Below are 20667 nucleotides of genomic sequence, written 5' to 3' on the forward strand. Positions count from 1 at the left end.
ATGAACCAGGGAGGCAGTCCGTGTCGCCGGTGCGGCAGATCATCAACCCCTTCGACCAGAGCGTCATCACCGAGGTCGAGGAGCAGACCCGCGACCAGGCCCTCGCCGCGATCGCGAAGGCACGGCACGCCTTCGACCACGGCGACTGGCAGCACTCGAGCCCCGAGCACCGCGCCGCCGTGCTGAACCACGTGGCGGACCTCCTGGAGCGCGACAAGGAGGACATCGCCCGCACCGAGACGCTCGACACCGGCAAGACGCTGGTGGAGAGCCGCATCGACGTGGACGACGTCGCCGCCGTGTTCCGCTACTACGGCAACCTCGCCGGACTGCTGCACCCCAAGATCGTGCAGGGCGTGCCGGAGAACGTCATCAGCCGCATCGACTACGAACCGGTCGGCGTGTGCGGCATGATCGCCCCCTGGAACTACCCGCTGCTCCAGATCTCCTGGAAGATCGCGCCGGCTCTCCTCGCCGGCAACACGCTGGTGGCCAAGCCCAGCGAGATCACCCCGCTCAGCACCATCAAGCTGTTCGAGCTCATGACGGAAGCCGGGCTGCCCGACGGCGTCGCGAACCTCGTCCTCGGCACCGGGCCCGAGGTCGGCGCGCCGCTGTCCGAGCACCCCGACGTCGACCTGATCTCGTTCACCGGCAGCCTCGCGACCGGTCAGCGGATCATGGCGTCGGCCGCGGGCACGGTGAAGAAGGTCGCGCTCGAACTCGGCGGCAAGAACCCGAACATCGTCTTCGCGGACGCCGACATCGACACCGCCGTCGACTACGCGCTCACCGCCGCGTTCTTCCACGCGGGCCAGGTGTGCTCGTCCGGCACGCGGCTCGTCGTGCACACCGACATCTACGACGACTTCGTGAACGAGGTCACGCGCCGGACCGATCTCATCAAGCTGGGCAACGGTTTCGACGAGGACACCGAGTCCGGTCCGCTCGTCAGCGCCGAGCACCGCGCGAAGGTCGAGAGCTACGTCGAGGTCGCCAAGCAGGAAGGCGCGACCCTCAAGGCAGGCGGCAAGCGGCCCGAGGAAGCCGAGCTGCAGAACGGCTTCTTCTTCCGCCCCACGGTCTACGCGGACTGCACCAGGGACATGAAGCTGGTCCAGGACGAGACGTTCGGCCCGATCATCACGGCCGAGCGGTTCAGCACCGAGGACGAGGCGATCATGCTCGGCAACGACACCGAGTACGGCCTCGCCGGCGGTGTCTGGAGCCAGGACCTGGAGAAGGCGCAGCGCGTCGCGAAGAAGCTGCGGCACGGCACGGTCTGGATCAACGAGTTCGGCGCCTACCTGCCGCAGGCCGAGTGGGGCGGCTTCAAGCGTTCCGGCGTCGGCCGCGAACTCGGCACCGCCGGTCTGCACGAGTACACCGAGCCCAAGCACGTGTACCAGAACCTCAAGCCGGCAGCCCAAAACTGGTTCGCGCGAAAGGACTCCACCAAGTGACCGCATATGACTACGTGATCGTCGGCGGCGGAACGGCGGGCTGCGTGCTCGCGGCCAGGCTCACCGAGGACGAGAACGTGACGGTCGCGGTCATCGAGGGCGGCCCGTCCGACGTCGGTGACGAGAAGATCCTGAACCTGCGCAACTGGATCAACCTGCTCGAGACCGAGTACGACTACGACTACCCGACGGTCGAACAGCCGCGCGGCAACTCGCACATCCGGCACAGCCGCGCGAAGGTGCTCGGCGGGTGTTCCAGCCACAACACGCTGATCTGCTTCCAGCCGTTGCCGCAGGACCTCGACGACTGGGGCCACGGCTGGACGTGGGACGCGCTCGGCCCGTACTGGGACAAGGTCCAGCTCAACATCATCCCGGTGGTGGAGAAGGACAGGAACCCGATCGCGAAGGACTTCGTGGCGTCCGCGCGACAGGCCACCGGCGTCCCCGAGATCGACAACTTCAACTCGAAGCCGTTCCAGGACGGCGTGGGCTTCTTCTCCATCGCGTACCACCCGGAGAAGAACAACCAGCGCTCCAGCGCCTCGACCGCTTACGTGCACCCGATCCTGGAGCGCAAGAACCTCACGCTGCTCCTGAACACGTGGACCAGCAAGATCGAGTTCGACGGCACCCGCGCGATCGGCGTGCACACCGACAAGGGCTACGTCGAAGCCAACAAGGAGGTGCTGCTCTGCGCGGGCGCGATCGACACGCCCCGGCTGCTGATGCTCTCGGGCGTCGGCGACGCCGAACACCTGAGCAGCATCGGCATCGAGCCCAAGCACGACCTGCCGGGTGTCGGCGAGAACCTGCTCGACCACCCGGAGTCGGTGATCGTGTGGGAGACCACGAAGCCGTTGCCGGAGAACTCGGTGATGGACTCCGACGCCGGGCTGTTCATCCGGCGCGACGAGTCCGACCCGCGGCCGGACCTGATGTTCCACTTCTACCAGATCCCGTTCACCACCAACACGGAACGCCTCGGCTACCCGGCGGTGGAGCACGGGGTCTGCATGACGCCGAACATCCCCAGGCCGCACAGCAAGGGCAGGCTGTGGCTGAACTCCAGCGACCCCACCGAGAAGCCGCAGCTCGACTTCGGCTACTTCATGAACCCCGACGGCTACGACGAGCAGACGCTCGTGGACGGGTTCAGGATCGCCCGTGAGATCGCCGCGCAGGAGCCGCTGAAGTCGTGGCTCAAGCGGGAGATCGCGCCCGGCCCGGACGTCACGAGCGACGAGGCCCTGTCGGAGTACGGCCGCAAGGCCGCCCACACCGTCTACCACCCCGCCGGCACGTGCGCCATCGGGTCCGTTGTGGACGGTGACCTGAAAGTTCTCGGACTCGAAGGCCTTCGGGTCGTCGACGCGTCCGTGTTCCCCACCATGCCGACGGTGAACCCCATGGTCACCGTCCTCATGATTGGAGAACGCGCCGCGGACCTGATCAAGGAGGCGTAAATGACAGCCACAGCGGAAGACAGGCTCAAGGATCTCGGTTACACCTCGGAGTTCAAGCGGGACATGAGTCCCTGGGCGAACTTCTCGCTGGGCTTCACCTACCTCTCCCCCGTGGTCAGCACGTACACGCTGTTCGGTGTCGCGCTGGCCCTGGGCGGTCCGCCGATGATCTGGAGCTTCGTCGTCGCGGGCGTCGGCCAGTTCCTGGTCGCGCTGATCTTCGGCGAGCTCGTGGCGCAGTACCCGGTGGCGGGCGGCGTGTACCCCTGGGCACGCCGCCTGTGGGGAAAGCGCTGGGCGTGGATGACCGGCTGGGTGTACATGCTCGCCCTGCTGGTCACCATCGCCTCCGTCAGTTACGGCGCAGGTCCTTATCTGGCCACACTTCTCGGGTACACGGCGAACGTCGGCAACACCGTGCTGTGCGCGATCGCGATCATCGCGGTGTCGACGCTGATCAACTACGCGGGCACGAAGGTGCTCAGCTGGGCCGCGATCTTCGGGTTCGCCGCGGAGATCGTCGGCGCGCTGGTCGTCGGCATCTGGCTGCTCGTCGACAACCGCGTGCACGGCCTGGGCGTGCTGTTCGACAGCTTCGGCGCGGAGGGCTCCGGCAGCTACCTGCCCGCGTTCTTCGCGGCCGGCATCATCGGTCTCTACCAGTACTACGGCTTCGAGGCGTGCGGCGACACCGCGGAAGAGGTCAAGGACCCCGGCCGCGTCATCCCGAAGGCCATGCGCCGCACCATCTACATCGGCGGCGCGGCGGCCACGTTCGCGTGCCTGTCGCTGCTGCTCGCGGTGCCGGACTTCGGCAAGGTCATCTCCGGCGAGGACGCCGACCCGGTCACGAACATCCTCACGAACGCGTTCGGCCCGGTCGGCTACAAGATCGTGATCGCGGTCGTGCTGATCTCGTTCCTGTCCTGCACGATGTCGCTGCAGGCCGCCGCGTCCCGCCTGACCTACTCCTACGCTCGCGACAAGATGCTGTTCGGGCATAAGGCACTCGCGCAGTTCAACAAGAAGCGCCACATCCCGCCGTACGCGCTGGCCCTCGCCGGGGTCATCCCGGCGGCCATCGTGGTCGCGTCGATGCTGTCCACCAACGCCCTGGACAAGATCGTGTCGTTCGCGACGCTCGGCATCTACCTGGGCTTCCAGATGGTGGTGTTCGCGGCGCTGCGGGCGCGACTCAAGGGCTGGCAGCCGTCGGGTGAGTTCACGCTCGGCCGGTGGGGCCTGATCGTCAACGTGCTGGCGCTCGCGTACGGCGTCGCGGCGATGGTGAACATGGTGTGGCCGCGCACCCCGGACGCACCCTGGTACGACAACTACATCGTGATCCTCAGCGGTGTCCTGGTCGTGGGCATCGGCCTGGTGTACATGCTGATCGCCAAGCCGTTCGGCAACTCCGACGCGGCCGCGGGCGACGCGATCCCCGTCGAGAAGAACTCAGCCCTGCAGGCGAAGTAGCCGCAACGCGAGCTGCACCTCCAGCACGCGGTCCGGCGACTGCCAGTCGCCGAGCAACGACGTGACCCGGTCGAGTCGTTGCGTGACCGTGTTGACGTGGAGGTGCAGCTCCGCCTTGGCGCGACTGAGGTTCGCGCCGCAGCGGAAGTAGACCTCCAGCGTGTGCACGAGTTCCGTGCCGCGTTCGGTGTCGTAGTCGAGCACCGGCCCGAGCACCGACCGCACGTACCCCGAGACGTCCGCGCGATCCCCCAGCAGCACACCGACGAACCCGAGGTCGTCCAACGTCGCCGCGTCCTTCTCGCGTCCCAGCTGCCGCAACGCCTTCAGGCACCGCCGCGCCTCCTCGTAGGCCGCCGCGATCGCCACCGGCCCGGCGACAGGCCCGCACGCCCCGACCGTCGCGTCCAGCGCCTTGGCCACCTCGCGCGCCACGTGCGTCGACGCTGACGGCAACGCCAGCACGACGTCCCGCCCGCGCGCCCCGGCCAGTCCCCTGTGGACGGACGCGTAGTGCGTCGCCCCGGACAGGTTCCCGTCCGCCACCAGCACCACGTGCGGATCCGACAGCTCCACGCCGACCCGCCGGGCCCGCGCCACCAGCCCGGTCGCGTCCCGCCCGTCCAGGATGTCGGTGATCAGCTCACCGCGGACCTTGTTCTCGGCCTCGGCCACGGTCCGCCGCAGCAGCAACAACAACGCCGTCACCGCCGCCGACCGTTCGAACAACCGCCGGTCCGCGTCCGTCAGATCGGGACGGCCCGCCAGCGCGATCCCGCCCAGCAGCTCCGATCCTGCGAGCACCGCGCACACCCACAGATCACCGAGCAGCACGGCCCGGCCGTTGGCCCGCACCGCGTTGGGCGGCACGGCGTCGAGCACCTCGACCGGCCCGCCGAGCAACTCCCCCACCGCCGCCGCGACCTCCGCCGACGAACCCCCGCGCAGCACCAGGTCCGTCAACCGGTCGTGCGCCTCCTCAGCCCGTTTCATGGCCTCGTTGTGCGACTGGATGGTCGCGAACAACGACGCCGTGTCGATCGCGATCGCCGCGTGGTCCGCGAGCGACTGCAACAGCGCCACTTCCTCGGCCGGGAACTCCCGCGTGGTCCGGTCCGCCGCGTACAGCACGCCGATGACCTTCGAGTCGAGCTTCAGCGGCACGCCCAGGATCGCGGTGAGGCCCTCGTCGTGCACCGCCGAGTCGATCGGGTTGGTGTGGTTGAACCGGGCGTCGGCGAAGTAGTCGGACGTCGCGTACGGCCGGGCGGTCTGCGCGACCAGCCCGCCGAGCCCTTCGCCGAGCCCGAGCCTGACCTTCTGGAACAACGGCGAGAACGACCCGTCCGTCACCCGCATGTAGGTGCCGGCCGGGTCGTTCATCGACAGGTACGAGACGTCCGTCCCGAGCAGCGTCCGGGCTCTGCGCACGATCGAGCGGAGCACCGCGTCCGGGTCTCGCATGCCCGCGAGCTCGGACGCGGTCTCGAACAACGCCGCCAGTTCGGCCTCACGCCGTCGTGTCACACCCCAACCCTGTCACGTTCCTCCAGATCCGCACCACGGGTCTCGCGGGCCAGCAGCACCGACACGAACGTGATCACGCACGTGATCACCACGTACACCGCGATGGGCGCCGACGACCCGTACGCCTGCAACAGGGCCGTCGCGATCAACGGGGCGAGAGCACCGGCCGCGATCGACGCGAGCTGGTAACCGACCGACGCACCCGAGTACCGCACCCGCGTGCCGAACAACTCCGAGAAGAACGCGGCCTGCGGCCCGTACATCGCACCGTGCAGCACCAGGCCGACGGTCGTGGCCACCGTGATCAGCACCGGGTCCTTCGTGTCGAGCATCGCGAAGAACACGAAGATCCACACGGCCATGCCGACCGTCCCGAGCAGGTAGATCGGCTTGCGGCCGAACCTGTCCGAGAGATGGCCCCACACCGGGATCGTCACGAGGTGCACCGCCGAGGCGATGAGCACCGCGTTGAGCCCCACCGACTTCGACAGCCCGAGTCCCGTGACGACGTAGACGAGGATGAACGCCGTGATCACGTAGTAGGACACGTTCTCGGCGAACCTCGCGCCCATCGCGATCAGCACCTCGCGCCAGTTGTGCTTCAGCAACTCCAGCGCGGGCGCCCTCTCCTGCACGGGCTCCTTGGCGCGCTTCTCCTGGGCCGCCAGGAAGATCGGCGATTCGGACACCGACAGCCGGATCCACAGGCCGATCACGACCAGCACACCCGAGAGCAGGAACGGGATCCGCCAGCCCCACGCGAGGAAGTCGGCGTCCGACTGCACGGCCGCGAGCACCGCCAGCACGCCCGTCGCGAGCAGGTTCCCGCACGGCACCCCGGCCTGTGGCCACGACGCCCAGAACCCGCGCCGCTTCGGGTCACCGTGCTCCGACACGATCAGCACGGCCCCGCCCCACTCGCCGCCCAGCGCGAACCCCTGGACGAGGCGCAGCAAGGTCAGCAGCAACGGCGCCAGCACGCCCACCGACGCGTACGTCGGCAGCACGCCCATCAGCATCGTCGCGCCACCCATCAGCAGCAACGACAGCACGAGTAACTTCTTGCGCCCCAAGCGATCCCCGAAGTGGCCGAAGACCAGGCCACCGAGCGGGCGCGCCAGGAAGCCGATCGCGTACGTGGTGAACGCGAGCAGCGTGCCGGTCAGCGGGTCCGCGGTCGGGAAGAACAGCTTGTTGAACACCAGCGCGGCGGCAGACCCGTAGAGGAAGAAGTCGTACCACTCGACAGTTGTCCCGATGAGCGAGGCGCCTACCACTTTTTTGATCATCGACAACTCCTCATTGAGCTGACCAGCCGCCGTCGACGGCCACTGACGTTCCGGTGACAAAACTGTTGCCGCACAACCACAGCACGGCGTCGGCGACCTCGGAAGGCTCGATCAGCCGTTTCACCGCGCTGCGTTGCAGGAAGATCTGCTCGGTCACGTCCTCGGGCGCGATGCCGTGCACCTTCGCCTGATCCGCGATCTGCTTCTCCACCAACGGGGTGCGCACGTACCCGGGCTGCACGCAGTTGGACGTGACGCCGTGCGGGGCGCCTTCGAGCGCGGCGACCTTGGAGAAGCCCTCCAGGCCGTGCTTCGCGGCGACGTAGGCGGACTTGAACGCGGACGCGCGGATGCCGTGCACGCTGGAGATGTGCACGAGCCGGCCCCAGCCCCGGTCGTACATGTGCGGGAGGACGTGCCGGGTGAGCCGGAACGCCGCGCCGAGCATGAGTTCGACCATCGCCGAGAAGCGCTCGGCGGGGAACTCGTGGATGGGCGCGACGTGCTGCACGCCGGCGTTGTTGACCAGGACGTCGATCTCGTCCGGCAACGCGGCGACGGACCCCGTGAGATCGACGACGTGCCCGACCCCGCCCAGTTCCTCAGCGAGAGGAAGAACCTGCGGATCTCGATCTACCAGGTGGACCTTGGCGCCGGAGGAGGCCAGTGCGCGGGCGCAGGCCAGGCCGATGCCGCTCGCGGCTCCGGTGACCAACGCGCTGTGACCCGTGACACTCGACATGACCGGAAACGGTAGGCGTCACCCGGCGTCACCAACATGTGGTGGCCGCACATAACGGCAGGTCACCAGGTGGCTTTAGCCAACATTTAGCGTCTCAACTGCTTATCTGGCGAACGGACGGGGTACAGAGGCGTAAGCTCCCGTCACCTGAACGGGGGAAGATCCGCAACCGAGGGGGACCAATGTCCACAACACCGATTTACGACGACCTCCTGCGCGAGCTCGAAGGCATCGCGCAGGAGGCCGGTTCGACCGGCTCGGAGCCCACTCCCGAGCCCGTCAAGCAGTGACTACTGCGGCACCGCGATCAGCTCGGCGGGGACCGGCTGATCCTTGCTGATCAGGTCGAAGAGCTGAGAAGCCTTCTCCTTGTTCCACTGCACGACCGAGCCCGCACCGGGCACCGTCGGCGTGCCGCCCACCGGCACCGTGCCGCTCGTCGCGTCGCTCATGTTCAGAGCCACGCTGAGCAGGTGCCAGATGTGGTCGTCCTCGTTGATGGAGACCGACCCGGACGCCGCGTTCATCAGCGGGATGGCGCGGAACGGGTTCGCGAGCGTCGCCGGGCTCTTCACCTTCTCGAAGAGCGCGTTGAGGAACTTGCGCTGGTTCTGCACGCGCTGCAGGTCGGCGGTCGCGAACGCACGGGTCCGCACGAACCCGAGCGCCTTCGGCCCGTCGAGCTCCTGGCAGCCCGCGGGCAGGTCGATGCCGGCCAGCGGGTCCTTGATCGGCTCGTCGAGGCAGATGTCCACGCCACCGACCGCGTCGACCATGTCGGAGAAGCCGCCGAAGCCGATCTCCATGTAATGGTCGATCCGCACGCCGGTCGCGCCCTCGACGGTCTGCACGAGCAGCTGCGGCCCGCCGAACGCGTACGCGGCGTTGACCTTGTTGCGGCCGTTCTCCGGGATCGTGACGTAGGAGTCACGCGGAATCGACAGCAGCACCGGCTTGGCCGCGCTGTTGTCCGGCAGGTGCAGCATCATGATCGTGTCCGTGCGCCGACCGGCCGCGTCACCGGTGGCCAGCGCGTCCTTCTGCTCCTGCGACAGCCCCTCGCGGGCGTCCGAGCCGACGAGCAGCCAGGTGGTGCCCGGCGTCTCCGCCGGACGGCCCTCGTAGTCCGGCAGCGCGTTGATCCGCGTCAGCGTCGAGTCCACGTAGAACCCGAACCCGACGGTGCCCAGAACCAGGACGAGCAGCAGCACCAGAATGACGCGTCCCGGACGCCTCTTCTTCTTCATCGGCCGCTGCGGCGGCATGGGACGCCGCGGCTGCTGGTAGCCGTGGTGATACCCAGCGCTCATGTGTCGCCAACCCCGATCGCTTCAGTTTCGCTTTGCAAGTGAGGACGTCGTTCGCCGCCTCAGGTTGCGAGGAAACCTACCGGGGTGGCAGCACCAACGCCTCGAAAAGGCGCGTGACCTCCGCCGACGGGTCGTCAGTCCAGCCCGTGTGTGCCGGTGATGTCTGCACGATCGTGCTGCGCGGCGCGGTGAGCCAGCGGAACCGCTGCCCGACGGTCGTCCTGCTCACCGGACCGGCCTCGGCCGACCCGGCGCACGAGTTCGTCAGGTGCTTCAGACTGCTTTCGAGCATCTCGACGTCGAGGTGCGGGTCCAGCACCCGCAGCCGCTCGCCGTCCACATAGGTCTTGGCGCACAGGAAGTCCAGCGGCGCGCAGTAGACGATCACGCCGACGTTCATGAACTCGCCCCGCTCCTGCCGCGCCACCGCCCGCAGCAGCGCGTACTCAAACACGTGCGGCACGCGCGGCCTCCAGCGAGTCGACCCAGCCGCGGTTCTGCAGGCGATAGGTGAAGAAGTCCTTGTAGCGCTGCCGGAGTTCCGCCGGATCGCCTTCGAGCCACTCGTCCGGAACGAGTGCGAGAACCTCGTCGAGCAGCTCCGGGGTGATCTTCGCGGCCATCTCTGCGTCCACTTCGGACACCGCACCCGCGTTGGGCAGCATCGCGTGGTCCGACGAGTCGTAGCGGAAGTCCTTGGTGGCCGGCCGGTCCTCGCTCCACGAGTAGTGGAAGTACAGCGAGGCGCCGTGGTCGATCAGCCACGGTTCGCGGTGCCACAGCAGCATGTTCGGGTTGCGCCAGCTGCGGTCCACGTTCAGCACGAGGGCATCGAACCACAGCAGCTCCGTGGCGAGTTCGGCGCCGGGGTCGCGCACGATCGGGTTGAAGTCGAACGAGCCGGGCAGGTAGTCGAGGCCGAGGTTGAGGCCACCGCTGGCGCGCAGGAGTTCCTGGACCTCCTGGTCGGGTTCCGCGCGGGCGAGTTCGGGGTCGACGTGCACCAGGACGATCTCGGGTATCCGGAAGCCCAGCCGCCGCGCCAGTTCGCCGACGACGATCTCGGCGACCAGGACCTTCACGCCCTGCCCCGCGCCGCGGAACTTCACCACGTACATGCCCAGGTCATCGGCCTCGACCAGGCCCGGCATCGACCCGCCCTCGCGGAACGGGGTGACGTACCGGGTGGCCGTGACCTCCCTCAGAGAACTCACCCGCGCATGATCACACGAACGCCTGCCCGAAGCCGAGCAGAATTCCCGCCCAGCCACCCTCGCCGCTGACGCCGTCGCGGACCCTTTCGGGCTTCGTGAAGTGCCGCTCGAAGTGGCGATGCACCAGCTCAACGCGGGTGCCGTCGCCCTCGGCGGTGAAGGTGATCTCCACTTCGGACGCCCGCGCGGGGTCCGGGTCGTAATCCCAGTCACCGTCGAGGTGCCAGGCCAGCAGCAGCCGGGAAGGCGGCTCCCAGGCCAACACCTCGCCCCACTCGCACTCGGCGCCGTCGACGCCGATCTCGTACCAGCGGCCGCCCTCGCGCGGTTCGACGACGACGTCCTTCAACTCCGCCTCGCCGATGTGGTGCGCGGCCGGCCACCACGTCACGAACTTCTCCGTGAACACCTTGAACGCGTGGTCGGCACCGGCTTTCACCAGTACGGACCTGCGGACCTCCGTCATGATTCCTCCACCACCGCAGCGAAGTTCGCGAGAGCCTGACCCCACACGTCGTCGAGGTAGTCGCGCATCGCCGCGACCCCGACGTGGTCGACGGAGTACCTCCGCCGGGTGCCCTGGGCCTCGACGCGGACCAGCCGGGCCTCCTTGAGCACCTTGAGGTGCTGGGACACGGCCGGCCGCGACACGGGCAGCACGGCGGCGATCTCCCCCACTGCCCGTGGTCCGGCCACGAGCAGCGTGAAGATCTCGCGGCGGGTCGGATCGCCGAGCGCCGCGAACGCCGTTTGGTAAGTCTCCACGAACGGTAAGTCTGAACTTACCGAAGCGCGGCTGTCAACGCCCGGAAGTACGCGGCCTGTCCGGCCTTGTTCGGGTGGTAGGAGTCCTTGGTGGGGTTGATCAGCGCGTTGATCCACGGGTCGGAGGCGCACACACCGTGGTCCGCAAACGCTTCCCTGACGTCGACGTACCGCGCCCCGGCCCGGTCGGCGGCCTGCGCGATCTGGTCCGAGAGCCGGTCGGCGGCGTCGTTGAGGGCCGCGCGTTTGACGGCCGACAGAGTGCGGCAGCCGTCGTTCGGGGTGAACAGCCTCGGGTAGCCGATGACCACGAGCTGGGCGTGCGGCGCGGCTTGTTTGATCGTCGCGTAGGTGGAGTCGAGCCGGGCGGGCAGCTGGGAGCCGATGAAGTCGACGGCCACGGCGGCGCGTTTCGAGCACGCCGCGTCGCCGTTGAGCGTGCAGGTGGTCAGCACGTCGACGAACCCGAGGTCGTTGCCGCCGATGGTGATCGTGACGAACGTGGTGTTCGGGGTGAGCGCCCGGAACTGCGACCTGAGCGACTTGGTCGTCGCCCCGCTGCACGCGACGAACCGGAACGACGGGAACTCCGCGCCCTGCAACGCCGGGTAGGCGTTCGAGCTGCGGCGGCACGAGCCGTCCACATAGGAACCGGCGCCCGCACCGGACGCGTAGGAGTCGCCGAGTGCGACGTACTCCGGAGCGATCGGCGCGGGCGCCATCAACGCTATTGCCAGTACTCCAGCCATGAGACCCATACGGCCCGGAGTACCACTGTGGACGGTTGTTCCAGAAGGTGCTTAACCCAGTCGAGTGGGCAGCACGCAGACCGGAATGGCGGTCTGCAGAGCGGTTCCGGACGGGGTCAGCCTGCCCGTGGCCTTGTCGACCTTGAACGAGGTGACGTTGTTCGAGTTCTGGTTGGCCGCGAACAACAACGACCCGGTCGGGTCGAACGTGATGTGCCGCGGGTACTTGCCGCCGACCGCCGTCGTGCCGACCATCGTGAGCCCCGTGGCGTTCACCGCGAAGAGCGCGACGCTGTCGTGGCCGCGGTTCGACAGGTACACGAACCTGCCGTCCGCGGAGACCAGCACCTCGGCCGGGTAGTTCGTCGGGCTGTTCGACGGAACGGTCTTGAGCACCTGCCCCGGCGTCAGGATCCCGTTCGCGTACGAGCAGGTCACGATGGTCGAGTCGAGTTCGTTCGCCACGTACGCGGTCTTGCCGTCCGGCGCGAACGCGATGTGCCGCGGCCCCGCGCCCGGCTTCACCTTGGCCTGCGAGACCTGCACGAGCTTCCCGCCGGTGAACGAGTAGACGAACACCGAGTCGGCGCCGAGGTCGACCGCCGCCGCGTACTTGCCGGCCGGGTCGAACACGATGTGGTGCGCGTGCGGGCCTTCCTGGCGTTCCTTGTTCGGCCCGGACCCCTTGTGCTGCACCTTCTGCGTGCGAGCGGCGAGGCTGCCATCGGCGTTGACCGGGAAGACGCTGAGCGAGCCGGACGAGTAGTCGGCCGTGATCAGGAACTTCCCGGACGGGTCGAGCGTCAGGTGGCACGGGTCCGCACCACCGGTCGCCTGCTTGTTGATCACCTTGAGGGTGGCCGCGTTGATCGCGGTCACCTCGCCCTTGGTGTTCTCGTTGACGGCGTAGAGGAACCTGCCGTCGGCCGACTCGATCACGAACGACGGGTTGACCACGCCGTTGATCACGCCGGTCGTCTTCAGCTGCCCGGACACCGAGTCGTAGGTGCCGATGCCGATGCCCTTCGCGCCCCCGCTCCAGGTGGTGTAGGCGCCGAAGAACACTCTCCGGGTGGCGGCGGCCGCTTCAGCGGTTCCTCCGGTCATCAGCAGTCCAGCTCCTACGCCCATGGCTCCGAGAAAACGTCGCCGATCTACACCCACGACTGCACACCTCCGGTCTGACTTCGCGGCGGCGGCGCAGCCCACACTGGCCTAGACCACTGCGGTCAGGCAATAGGTGCAATCAAGATTGCGTCTACCGCAACGGGTCGGCGGAGATCAGCCGGGCCTTCTCGGCCTCGATGTCGTAGACGGGCGGCGGGAACTTCGGGTCCATCTCGCGCATCGTCTCCAGCAGCAACCGGCTGATCGCCCAGTTCCGGTACCACTTCCGGTCCGACGGCACGGCGTACCAGGGCACCTCGTGGCAGTTCTTCAGCGCCTGCGTGTACGCGTCCTGGTACTTCGACCACTTCGACCGCGAGTCGATGTCGGCCGGGTTGTACTTCCAGTGCTTCTTCGGGTCGTCCAGGCGCGCCAGCAGCCGTTCCTTCTGCACCTCGGGCGAGATGTTCAGGAAGCACTTGACCAGCACGACGCCGGAGTCGGCGAGCTCCTTCTCGAAGGCGTTGATCTCCTTGTAACGCCCGCGAATCTCCGCCGCCGTGAGCAGGCGTTCTACTCGGGGGACGAGGACGTCCTCGTAGTGGGAGCGGTCGAACGCGCCGATGCGGCCCTTCTCGGGCAGCACCTTGCGGATGCGGGTGAGGAAGTGCTGACGACGTTCGGCGGGAGTCGGTTTCTTGAACGACGCGATCCGCACGCCCTGCGGGTTCACCAGGCCGACGACGTGGCTGACCACGCCGCCCTTGCCGGCGGTGTCCATGCCCTGCAGCACGAGCAGGACCGAACGGGAGTTCTCCGCGTAGAGCGCCTCCTGCAGGGCGTCCAGCTCGATCCCGGTGGCGGCGATGTCCTCGGCCGCCTCCTTCTTGTTCTTGGGACCGGTGGGACGGCCTGCCGGGTCGAGGGTGGACAGATCCACCTCGTCGAGCCGAAGGGCGTCACGAACCGACTTCTTGGCCATCCCCCGACCGTAGCGATTCACCGCCGATTCCGCCCGCTGTGCAACAAAACACCACCGATAGGTGAATGTCTGCAACGAACTGAGGCAGTGCGCAATGCTTGGCGGTCGAAATCGCTTGTCGACGCCCCTAGCCTTGGAGGATGACCGCCATCGCTGAGCACAAGACCACCACCAGCGCGGACTACGTCTCGATGGACGAAGAGTGGAGCACGCACAACTACCACCCGCTGCCGGTGGTCATCTCGCACGGCGAGGGCGCGTGGGTCACCGACGTCGAGGGACGCCGCTACCTGGACTTCCTGTCGGGCTACTCGTCGCTCAACTTCGGCCACCGGCACCCCGCCCTGGTGGCCGCCGCCGTCGAGCAGCTCGGCCGCGTCACGCTGACGAGCCGCGCGTTCCACCACGACCAGTTCGGCCTCTTCTGCCGTGAGCTCGCCCAGCTCACCGGCACCGAGATGGTCCTCGCGATGAACTCCGGCGCCGAAGCCGTCGAGTCCGCGATCAAGGTCGCGCGCAAGTGGGCGTACCAGGTCAAGGGCGTGCCGGAGGGCACCGCCGAGATCATCGTCGCCGGGTCCAACTTCCACGGCCGCACCACGACGATCGTGTCGTTCTCGACCGACGACACCGCGCGCAACGACTTCGGTCCGTTCACGCCGGGCTTCAAGGTCGTGAAGTACGGGGCGCTGGACGAGATCGAGTCCGCGATCTCCCCGCGCACCGCCGCCGTGCTCTTGGAGCCGATCCAAGGCGAGGCCGGCGTTGTCGTGCCGCCCGCCGGGTACCTCGCGGGCATCCGCCGCCTGTGCGACGAGAACAACGTGCTGATGATCGCCGACGAGATCCAGTCCGGCCTCGGCCGCACCGGTGAGCTGTTCGCGCTCGACCACGAGGGCGTGCGCGCCGACCTCTACACGCTCGGCAAGGCGCTGGGCGGCGGCATCCTGCCGGTGTCCGCGGTGGTCGGGTCGAAGGCCGTGCTGGGCGTGCTCAAGCCGGGCGAGCACGGGTCGACGTTCGGCGGCAACCCGCTCGCCTGCGCGGTCGGCCGTGCGGTCGTGCGGCTGCTCGCGACCGGCGAGTTCCAGGAGCGCTCGCGCGAGATGGGCGCGTACCTGCACGCCGAACTCGGCAAGCTGGTCGGGTCCGGCGTCGCCGAGGTGCGCGGGCGCGGCCTGTGGGCCGGTGTCGAGATCGCGCCGGGTGGCCCCGTCGGCCGGACCGCGTCCGAGGCGTTGGCCGCGCGCGGGGTGCTGTGCAAGGAGACGCACGCGTCGACGTTGCGCGTCGCACCGCCGTTGGTGATCACCCGCGACGAGATCGATCTTGGCGTGCGGGCGATCGCGGACGTCGTTCGTCCCGTTTAGGGGGATTTTCCCTCGTAGCCAGGTCACAAATGCGGCGGACGGGCCACGTTGCCCGTCCGCCGCATGCATCATGACACCTATGGGTGAACGCGTGCGTGCTGAGGCCGCTGCCGCTTTGGGCAGATGGGTTGAGCCGGAAGAGGTCTACGCGGAGGGGCGCGCACTGCGGTCCTCAGTGGACTTCAAGGCGCACCGCGCGATGTCGCTCGCGTCCTCACGCCCGTCGGTGCTGGAGTTCATGCGTGCCAGCAACGAGGGCCGGATCGAGCACCTGATCCCGTTGCGGGTCGGGCGGATGCTGGAGAACCCGTTCGCGTTCTTCCGCGGCTCGGCGGGCCTGCAGGCGGGCGATCTGGCCGCCGGGTGCTCGACGGGACTTCACGCTCAGTTGTGCGGTGATGCACACGCCGCGAACTTCGGCCTCTACGGCACGCCCGAGGGCCAGATCGTCATGGACATCAACGACTTCGACGAGACGCTGCCCGGCCCGTGGGAGTGGGACCTCAAACGGCTCGTCGCCTCGCTGGTGCTCGCGGGCCGCGTCGGGGGCGTGTCGGACAAGGGCTGCCGCGACGCCGCCGAGGACGCCGTGCGCGCGTACCGGGGTGCGATCCGGCACCTCGCGGAGATCCCGTTCATGGACTCGTGGAGCGCCCTGGGCGACGAGTCGACGCTGTCGAAGGTCAAGGCCGACGACCTGATCAACGACTTCTCCAAGGCCGCCGAGAAGTCGCGCAAGAACACCAGCGCCCGGTTCGCCGCGAAGTGGACCGCGCACGACGGAGAGAAGTGGCGGTTCGTGACGAACCCGCCGACGTTCACCGAGGCCACTCCCCCGACCAAGGCCGCCGTGATCGCCGCGCTGCCGTCCTACGTGGACACCCTGCGCGAGTCGCGGACCAACCTGATCATGCGCTACGGCGTGTCGGACGTGGCGTTCCGCGTCGTCGGCACCGGCAGCGTCGGCCTGCGCAACTACCTGATCCTGTTGCACGGCAACGGCTCGGAGGCGTTGGTGCTCCAGGCCAAGGAGGCCCGTCCGTCGGCGTTGCAGCCGTTCCTCGACGTACCGGCGTCCAAGCACGAGGGCAAGCGGATCGTGCACGGCGCGCGGCTCGTGCAGGCCGAGACGGACATCCTGCTGGGCTGGACGACGATCGAGGGCCGGCACTTCATCGTGCGGCAGTTCCGCAACCGCAAGGGCGAGATCGACGCGACGACTTTGAAGCGCGACGACCTCGACGACTACGGCCGGTTCGCGGGAGCGCTGCTGGCCCGCGCGCACACCCGCTCACTCGACCCGCGGCTGCTCGCCGGGTACTTCCAGAACGGGGACGGCGACGACGTCGACGAGGCGTTCGCGAAGTACGCGTTCGACTACGCCGACCAGACCGAGGCCGACCACGACGAGCTGACGAAGCTGGTCAAGAACGGGAAGCTGCCCGCGCACGTCGAATGATCGCCTCGGACACGAGATGAGGCGTACCGACGTCGAGCACGTGCCCGACGCCGAGCGTTGAGCGGCTCGGCCCAGAGCCCGGGCCCGAGGCGTTCGCAGTAGGCGTCGACCGACACGCCAGTGGTTCTACCGCACGGAGATGAACACCAAGATTGCTTAGCCTGACGGTATGAAGATCCGCCGCGCCGCCTCCTCCGACGACGTGTTCGCCGCCGCGCACCTGTTCGACGCGCCGCCGAAGCCGGACGCGACCGCTCGGTTCCTGGCGCAGGATCACAGCCACCTGCTGATCGCGTACGTCGGCGAGGAACCGGCCGGGTTCGTGTCCGGGGTCGAGACCACGCACCCCGACAAGGGCACCGAGATGTTCCTCTACGAACTCGGGGTGGACGACGCGTTCCTGCGCCGCGGCATCGGAACGGCGCTGGTCGAGGCGTTGAGGACGCTGGCGGCGGAACGGGGTTGCTACGCGATGTGGACCGGCACCGCCGCGGGTGACGCGGCGGCGCAGGCCACCTACCGGAAGGCGGGCGGGTCGATCGACGACGGCGCGTTCGTCTCCTGGGAACTCTAGGTCGCTAGGTCCAGACCGGTTCGTCCACTTCGGACACCTTGCCGTCCGCCCGGAAGTGCAGGAACCGGTCGAACGACTTCGCGAACCACCGGTCGTGCGTCACGGCGACGACCGTGCCCTCGAAGTCGTTCAAAGCGTTCTGCAACGCCTCCGCCGACGCGAGGTCGAGGTTGTCGGTCGGCTCGTCGAGCAGCAGCAACGTCGCTCCGGACAGCTCCAGCAGCAGGATCTGGAACCGCGCCTGCTGGCCGCCGGAGAGGTTCTCGAACCGCTGGTCGCCCGCGTGGTGCAGGCCGTAGCGCTGCAACACCGACATGGCCGCGCCCCGGTCCTTGCCCGCGCGTTGCCCCTCGCCGTGCCAGAGGATGTCGACGAGCGTGCGGCCGAGCCACTCCGGGTGCTCGTGCGTCTGCGCGAACAGGCCGGGCACGACCCGTGCGCCGAGCTTCCAGTCACCCGTGATCTTGACGCTGTCGCCGCCGAGCAACCGCAGGAAGTGGCTCTTGCCCGAGCCGTTCGAGCCCAGCACCGCCACCCGGTCGCCGAAGAAGATCTCCTGCGAGAACGGTTTCATGAGCCCGGTCAGTTCCAGCTGCTCGCACGTGATCGCGCGAACGCCGGTGCGGCCGCCCTTCAGCCGGGGGGTGACCTTCTCGTCGGTCGCGATCTCCGGCGGAGGGCCCGCGTCCTCGAACCGTTGCAACCTGCCGACCATCACCCTGTACTTGGAGCTCATCGACTCGTAGAACTTGGCCTGCTCCTGGAGCGTGCGCACCAGTTCCTTGAGCCGTGCGTGCTCCTCGTTCCACCGGCGATGATCTTCTTTGAGCTTCTCGATGCGTTTGGCGCGAGCGTCGTGCCACGTGCCGAACGAGCCGGGGTGCGTCCACGCGGAGTGCGCCTCGACCGTGACGACGTGCGTGGCGGCGTTCGCGAGCAGCTCACGGTCGTGGCTGACGACGAACACGGCCTTGTCGGTGGCTTTGAGGCGTTCCTCGAGCCAGCGCTTGCCGGGCACGTCGAGGTAGTTGTCGGGCTCGTCGAGCAGCAGCACCTGCTCGTGGCCGCGCAACAACGTCTCCAGCACCAGCCGCTTCTGCTCGCCGCCGGAGAGCGTCCGCACCTCGCGGAACCGGGCCCGGTCGTACGGCAGCCCCAGCGCGGCGACGGTCACGGTGTCCCAGAGGACCTCGATGTCGTACCCGCCCGCCTCGCCGTAGCTGGTCAGGGCGTTGGCGTAGCGCATCTGGGCAGCTTCGTCGTCGGTGTCCATCAACGCCAGTTCGGCGTCGTCGAGTTCGCGCGCCGCGTTCCGGAGTGCTTCGGGCGCCACCGACAGCAACAGGTCCCGCACCAGGCTCTCGTCCCGCACCGAGCCGATGAACTGCGGCATCACCGCCAGCCCGCCCTGCACGTGCACGCTGCCCTGCTTCGGGACGAGCTCTCCCGACAGGATCCGCTGCAACGTCGTCTTGCCGACGCCGTTCGCGCCGACGAGCGCGACCACGGTCCCACCGCTCACCTTGAACGAGACGTCGCGGAACAGCTCCCTGCCGTCAGGCAGGGCGTACGCGAGCCCGTTCGCTTCCAGATACCCCACGCCGGAGATGGTCGGGGAACCTGAGGCCCGGCGCCAGCGAGTTTCCGGCTACCTCAGGCGCAGCGGGAACCTGCGGTACACCAGCACACCGGCCGTCACCAGCAGGCACTGGAAGGCGGGGCCGAACGCGCTGATCACGGTGAGCAGCACCGTGAGGCCGCCGAACACCAGCAGAAGGGAGTAGAACAACCAGGGCCGCACCTGGCGGTTCATCGTTCGGGCGAGTCTGGGCTCGTCCGCCAGCAACCGCTGCTCGATCTCCTCGAGCGAGCGGCGTTCGGCTTCACTCAGCATGGGTGCCTCCGGAAGACGTCGGGACGTCATCATTCCCGCCCGCCACTCAGTGGATACTCGAACGCCTCCGGAGTCAAACTCGCCTTTCCCCTGCTTCACACCGTCGGCGCACCGCGAAGATCGCCCGGAGTGTCGGTCCAGCTGACTAACCTTGAAACTGGGGGACCCCGGCGGAGGCGTGTGTGTGGTGTGAACGCACGGGCCGCGAGGCCGCCCGAATACCGATGCCACGCCACGGACCCGCCCGCACTGGGTCGCCGCGCGCGTCGCCCTGATCGGCCTCTCGGTGGTGCTCGTGGTGCTGGTCGCCGAACTCGCCGTGCTGGGCGGGTGGCTCGTGACGCACGACTTCCCGTCGTTCTTCCCGATCGTCGCCGGGGTGCCGGTGCTGCTGGTGGCGTGGGCGCTGCGACCTCGACTGGGGAGCGCGCCCGACTCGTGGCACGAGCTGCGCCGCGACGACGCGCCGACGTTGTTCGCGCTGCTCGACCGTGTCGCCGCGACCGTCGGCACCCAGTTGCGGGACCACGTCGCGCTGGACGCCGACTTCAACGCCTCAGCGTTCACCCACGGCTGGCTGCGGCGCCGGACCCTGACGATCGGGCTGCCGATGTTCGGCGTCCTCACGCCGCAGCAGCGAGTGGCGTTGCTGGGGCACGAGTTCGGTCACTTCGTGAACGGGGATCCGTCGCGCGGCCTGCTGACCGAGCCCGCCGTGCGCACCCCGTTGACGATCGCGGACCTGGTGCGGCCCTCCGAGTCGCTCGTGGGCGACACCCTGTGGGCCCGGCTCGCCGAACGAGCGTTGTGGGCCGTTCCAGGTGCTGCTCGCGTGGCTGTTCACCTGGGCCGGCACCGGTGTCATCGCCGTCGCACCGCGCGACCACCAGCGGGCCGAGTACTGCGCGACGCCCTCGCCGTCCGGCTGGCCGGGTCGACCGCGACCCGGCAGCTGATGGTCGACCTGGCGTCCGCCGAACAGCTGAGGGGCGCGATCGCCGCCGAACGCGGTACCCAGTCCCACGCCGAGACCGCTCGCGGCAACCATCCCGGCGCGGCCCGGTGGCGGTAGGCGGCCGACGCGTGGCACGCCTCGGTCGACGTCGAGGCCGTGCTGAACGGCTCGGTCGATGCCACCTCGCTCTGGCACGACCACCCGGCGGCTGCGGCTGTGCCACCGCTCCCCCGCGCGATTCCTCCTGACGCAACGCGCGAACGCCCGTTTTGGTTCCCGCTCCATCCACAGGCCGAGCGTGGCGCGCCAGCGGACACGATTTGGC

The 20667-nt window shown here is 68.4% G+C and carries 20 protein-coding genes; 7 read left to right on the top strand and 13 right to left on the bottom strand.

Going from position 1 to position 20667, the window contains the following annotated elements:
- Window positions 1-20 precede the first annotated feature (20 nt).
- The 3 genes from JNUCC0626_RS21320 to JNUCC0626_RS21330 are packed head-to-tail and all read left to right on the top strand — an operon-like array spanning window position 21 to window position 4405.
- On the top strand, window positions 21-1463 hold the full coding sequence (locus JNUCC0626_RS21320) for an aldehyde dehydrogenase family protein (RefSeq protein WP_394621539.1): 1443 nt from the start codon (window positions 21-23) through the stop codon (window positions 1461-1463).
- A complete protein-coding gene (locus JNUCC0626_RS21325) occupies window positions 1460-2929 on the top strand; it encodes a GMC family oxidoreductase (RefSeq protein WP_394621540.1) in 1470 nt (489 codons plus the stop codon). Before JNUCC0626_RS21320 ends, JNUCC0626_RS21325 begins: the two co-directional genes overlap by 4 nt.
- The gene (locus JNUCC0626_RS21330) at window positions 2930-4405 is read left to right on the top strand and encodes an APC family permease (protein WP_394621541.1); all 1476 of its coding nucleotides are present in this window, start codon (window positions 2930-2932) and stop codon (window positions 4403-4405) included.
- Here the strand turns inward: JNUCC0626_RS21330 and JNUCC0626_RS21335 are convergent.
- The 11 genes from JNUCC0626_RS21335 to JNUCC0626_RS21385 all read right to left on the bottom strand — a co-directional run bounded on the left by JNUCC0626_RS21335 (window position 4385) and on the right by JNUCC0626_RS21385 (window position 14090).
- Window positions 4385-5932 (bottom strand): helix-turn-helix domain-containing protein, encoded by a 1548-nt coding sequence (locus JNUCC0626_RS21335; protein ID WP_394621542.1) that lies wholly within the window; start codon window positions 5930-5932, stop codon window positions 4385-4387. The genes JNUCC0626_RS21330 and JNUCC0626_RS21335 overlap by 21 nt on opposite strands.
- Window positions 5929-7221: an MFS transporter gene (locus tag JNUCC0626_RS21340; protein WP_394621543.1), complete on the bottom strand. Its 1293-nt coding sequence runs from the start codon at window positions 7219-7221 to the stop codon at window positions 5929-5931. Before JNUCC0626_RS21340 ends, JNUCC0626_RS21335 begins: the two co-directional genes overlap by 4 nt.
- A 10-nt stretch (window positions 7222-7231) precedes the next feature.
- On the bottom strand, window positions 7232-7963 hold the full coding sequence (locus tag JNUCC0626_RS21345; RefSeq protein WP_394621544.1) for a 3-hydroxybutyrate dehydrogenase: 732 nt from the start codon (window positions 7961-7963) through the stop codon (window positions 7232-7234).
- A 290-nt stretch (window positions 7964-8253) separates the two neighbouring features.
- Window positions 8254-9273 (bottom strand): LCP family protein, encoded by a 1020-nt coding sequence (locus JNUCC0626_RS21350; protein WP_394621545.1) that lies wholly within the window; start codon window positions 9271-9273, stop codon window positions 8254-8256.
- 76 nt (window positions 9274-9349) lie between these two features.
- Complete coding sequence (locus tag JNUCC0626_RS21355; protein WP_394621546.1) at window positions 9350-9736, bottom strand: DUF3037 domain-containing protein; 387 nt, start codon at window positions 9734-9736, stop codon at window positions 9350-9352.
- Window positions 9720-10487 carry a HipA family kinase gene (locus JNUCC0626_RS21360; RefSeq protein WP_394621547.1) on the bottom strand — a complete coding sequence of 256 codons (768 nt, stop codon included), beginning with the start codon at window positions 10485-10487 and terminating at the stop codon, window positions 9720-9722. Before JNUCC0626_RS21360 ends, JNUCC0626_RS21355 begins: the two co-directional genes overlap by 17 nt.
- 10 nt (window positions 10488-10497) lie before the next feature.
- Window positions 10498-10953, bottom strand: a complete 456-nt coding sequence (locus JNUCC0626_RS21365) for an SRPBCC family protein (protein ID WP_394621548.1) — start codon at window positions 10951-10953, stop codon at window positions 10498-10500.
- Window positions 10950-11252: an ArsR/SmtB family transcription factor gene (locus JNUCC0626_RS21370; protein WP_394621549.1), complete on the bottom strand. Its 303-nt coding sequence runs from the start codon at window positions 11250-11252 to the stop codon at window positions 10950-10952. The genes JNUCC0626_RS21365 and JNUCC0626_RS21370 overlap by 4 nt, the downstream gene beginning before the upstream one ends.
- A gap of 17 nt (window positions 11253-11269) precedes the next feature.
- Window positions 11270-12001, bottom strand: a complete 732-nt coding sequence (locus tag JNUCC0626_RS21375; protein ID WP_394621550.1) for an SGNH/GDSL hydrolase family protein — start codon at window positions 11999-12001, stop codon at window positions 11270-11272.
- Between the two features lie 51 nt (window positions 12002-12052).
- Window positions 12053-13108, bottom strand: coding sequence for a lactonase family protein (locus JNUCC0626_RS21380; protein WP_394621551.1), 1056 nt, complete (start codon window positions 13106-13108; stop codon window positions 12053-12055).
- A gap of 151 nt (window positions 13109-13259) precedes the next feature.
- Window positions 13260-14090, bottom strand: coding sequence for a PPK2 family polyphosphate kinase (locus JNUCC0626_RS21385; RefSeq protein ID WP_394621552.1), 831 nt, complete (start codon window positions 14088-14090; stop codon window positions 13260-13262).
- Between the two features lie 140 nt (window positions 14091-14230).
- Between JNUCC0626_RS21385 and rocD the strand changes: the two genes are divergently transcribed.
- The 3 genes from rocD (at window position 14231) to JNUCC0626_RS21400 (ending at window position 17493) form a co-directional block, all read left to right on the top strand.
- Window positions 14231-15460, top strand: a complete 1230-nt coding sequence (gene rocD / locus JNUCC0626_RS21390) for an ornithine--oxo-acid transaminase (protein WP_394621553.1) — start codon at window positions 14231-14233, stop codon at window positions 15458-15460.
- Window positions 15461-15539: 79 nt separating this feature from the next.
- Window positions 15540-16919 (top strand): DUF2252 domain-containing protein, encoded by a 1380-nt coding sequence (locus JNUCC0626_RS21395; RefSeq protein ID WP_394621554.1) that lies wholly within the window; start codon window positions 15540-15542, stop codon window positions 16917-16919.
- Window positions 16920-17088: 169 nt separating this feature from the next.
- Window positions 17089-17493, top strand: coding sequence for a GNAT family N-acetyltransferase (locus JNUCC0626_RS21400; RefSeq protein WP_394621555.1), 405 nt, complete (start codon window positions 17089-17091; stop codon window positions 17491-17493).
- A gap of 4 nt (window positions 17494-17497) precedes the next feature.
- Here JNUCC0626_RS21400 and JNUCC0626_RS21405 read toward each other — a convergent pair whose 3' ends face one another.
- Complete coding sequence (locus JNUCC0626_RS21405; RefSeq protein ID WP_394621556.1) at window positions 17498-19093, bottom strand: ABC-F family ATP-binding cassette domain-containing protein; 1596 nt, start codon at window positions 19091-19093, stop codon at window positions 17498-17500.
- A 48-nt stretch (window positions 19094-19141) separates the two neighbouring features.
- Complete coding sequence (locus tag JNUCC0626_RS21410) at window positions 19142-19387, bottom strand: DUF3040 domain-containing protein (RefSeq protein ID WP_394621557.1); 246 nt, start codon at window positions 19385-19387, stop codon at window positions 19142-19144.
- A gap of 289 nt (window positions 19388-19676) precedes the next feature.
- Here JNUCC0626_RS21410 and JNUCC0626_RS21415 point away from each other — a divergent pair, with 289 nt between their 5' ends.
- A complete protein-coding gene (locus JNUCC0626_RS21415) occupies window positions 19677-20459 on the top strand; it encodes a M48 family metallopeptidase (RefSeq protein WP_394621558.1) in 783 nt (260 codons plus the stop codon).
- Window positions 20460-20667 lie beyond the last annotated feature (208 nt).

Origin of the sequence: Lentzea sp. JNUCC 0626 (assembly GCF_043632865.1) — a bacterium.
Classification (GTDB): Bacteria; Actinomycetota; Actinomycetes; order Mycobacteriales; family Pseudonocardiaceae; genus Lentzea.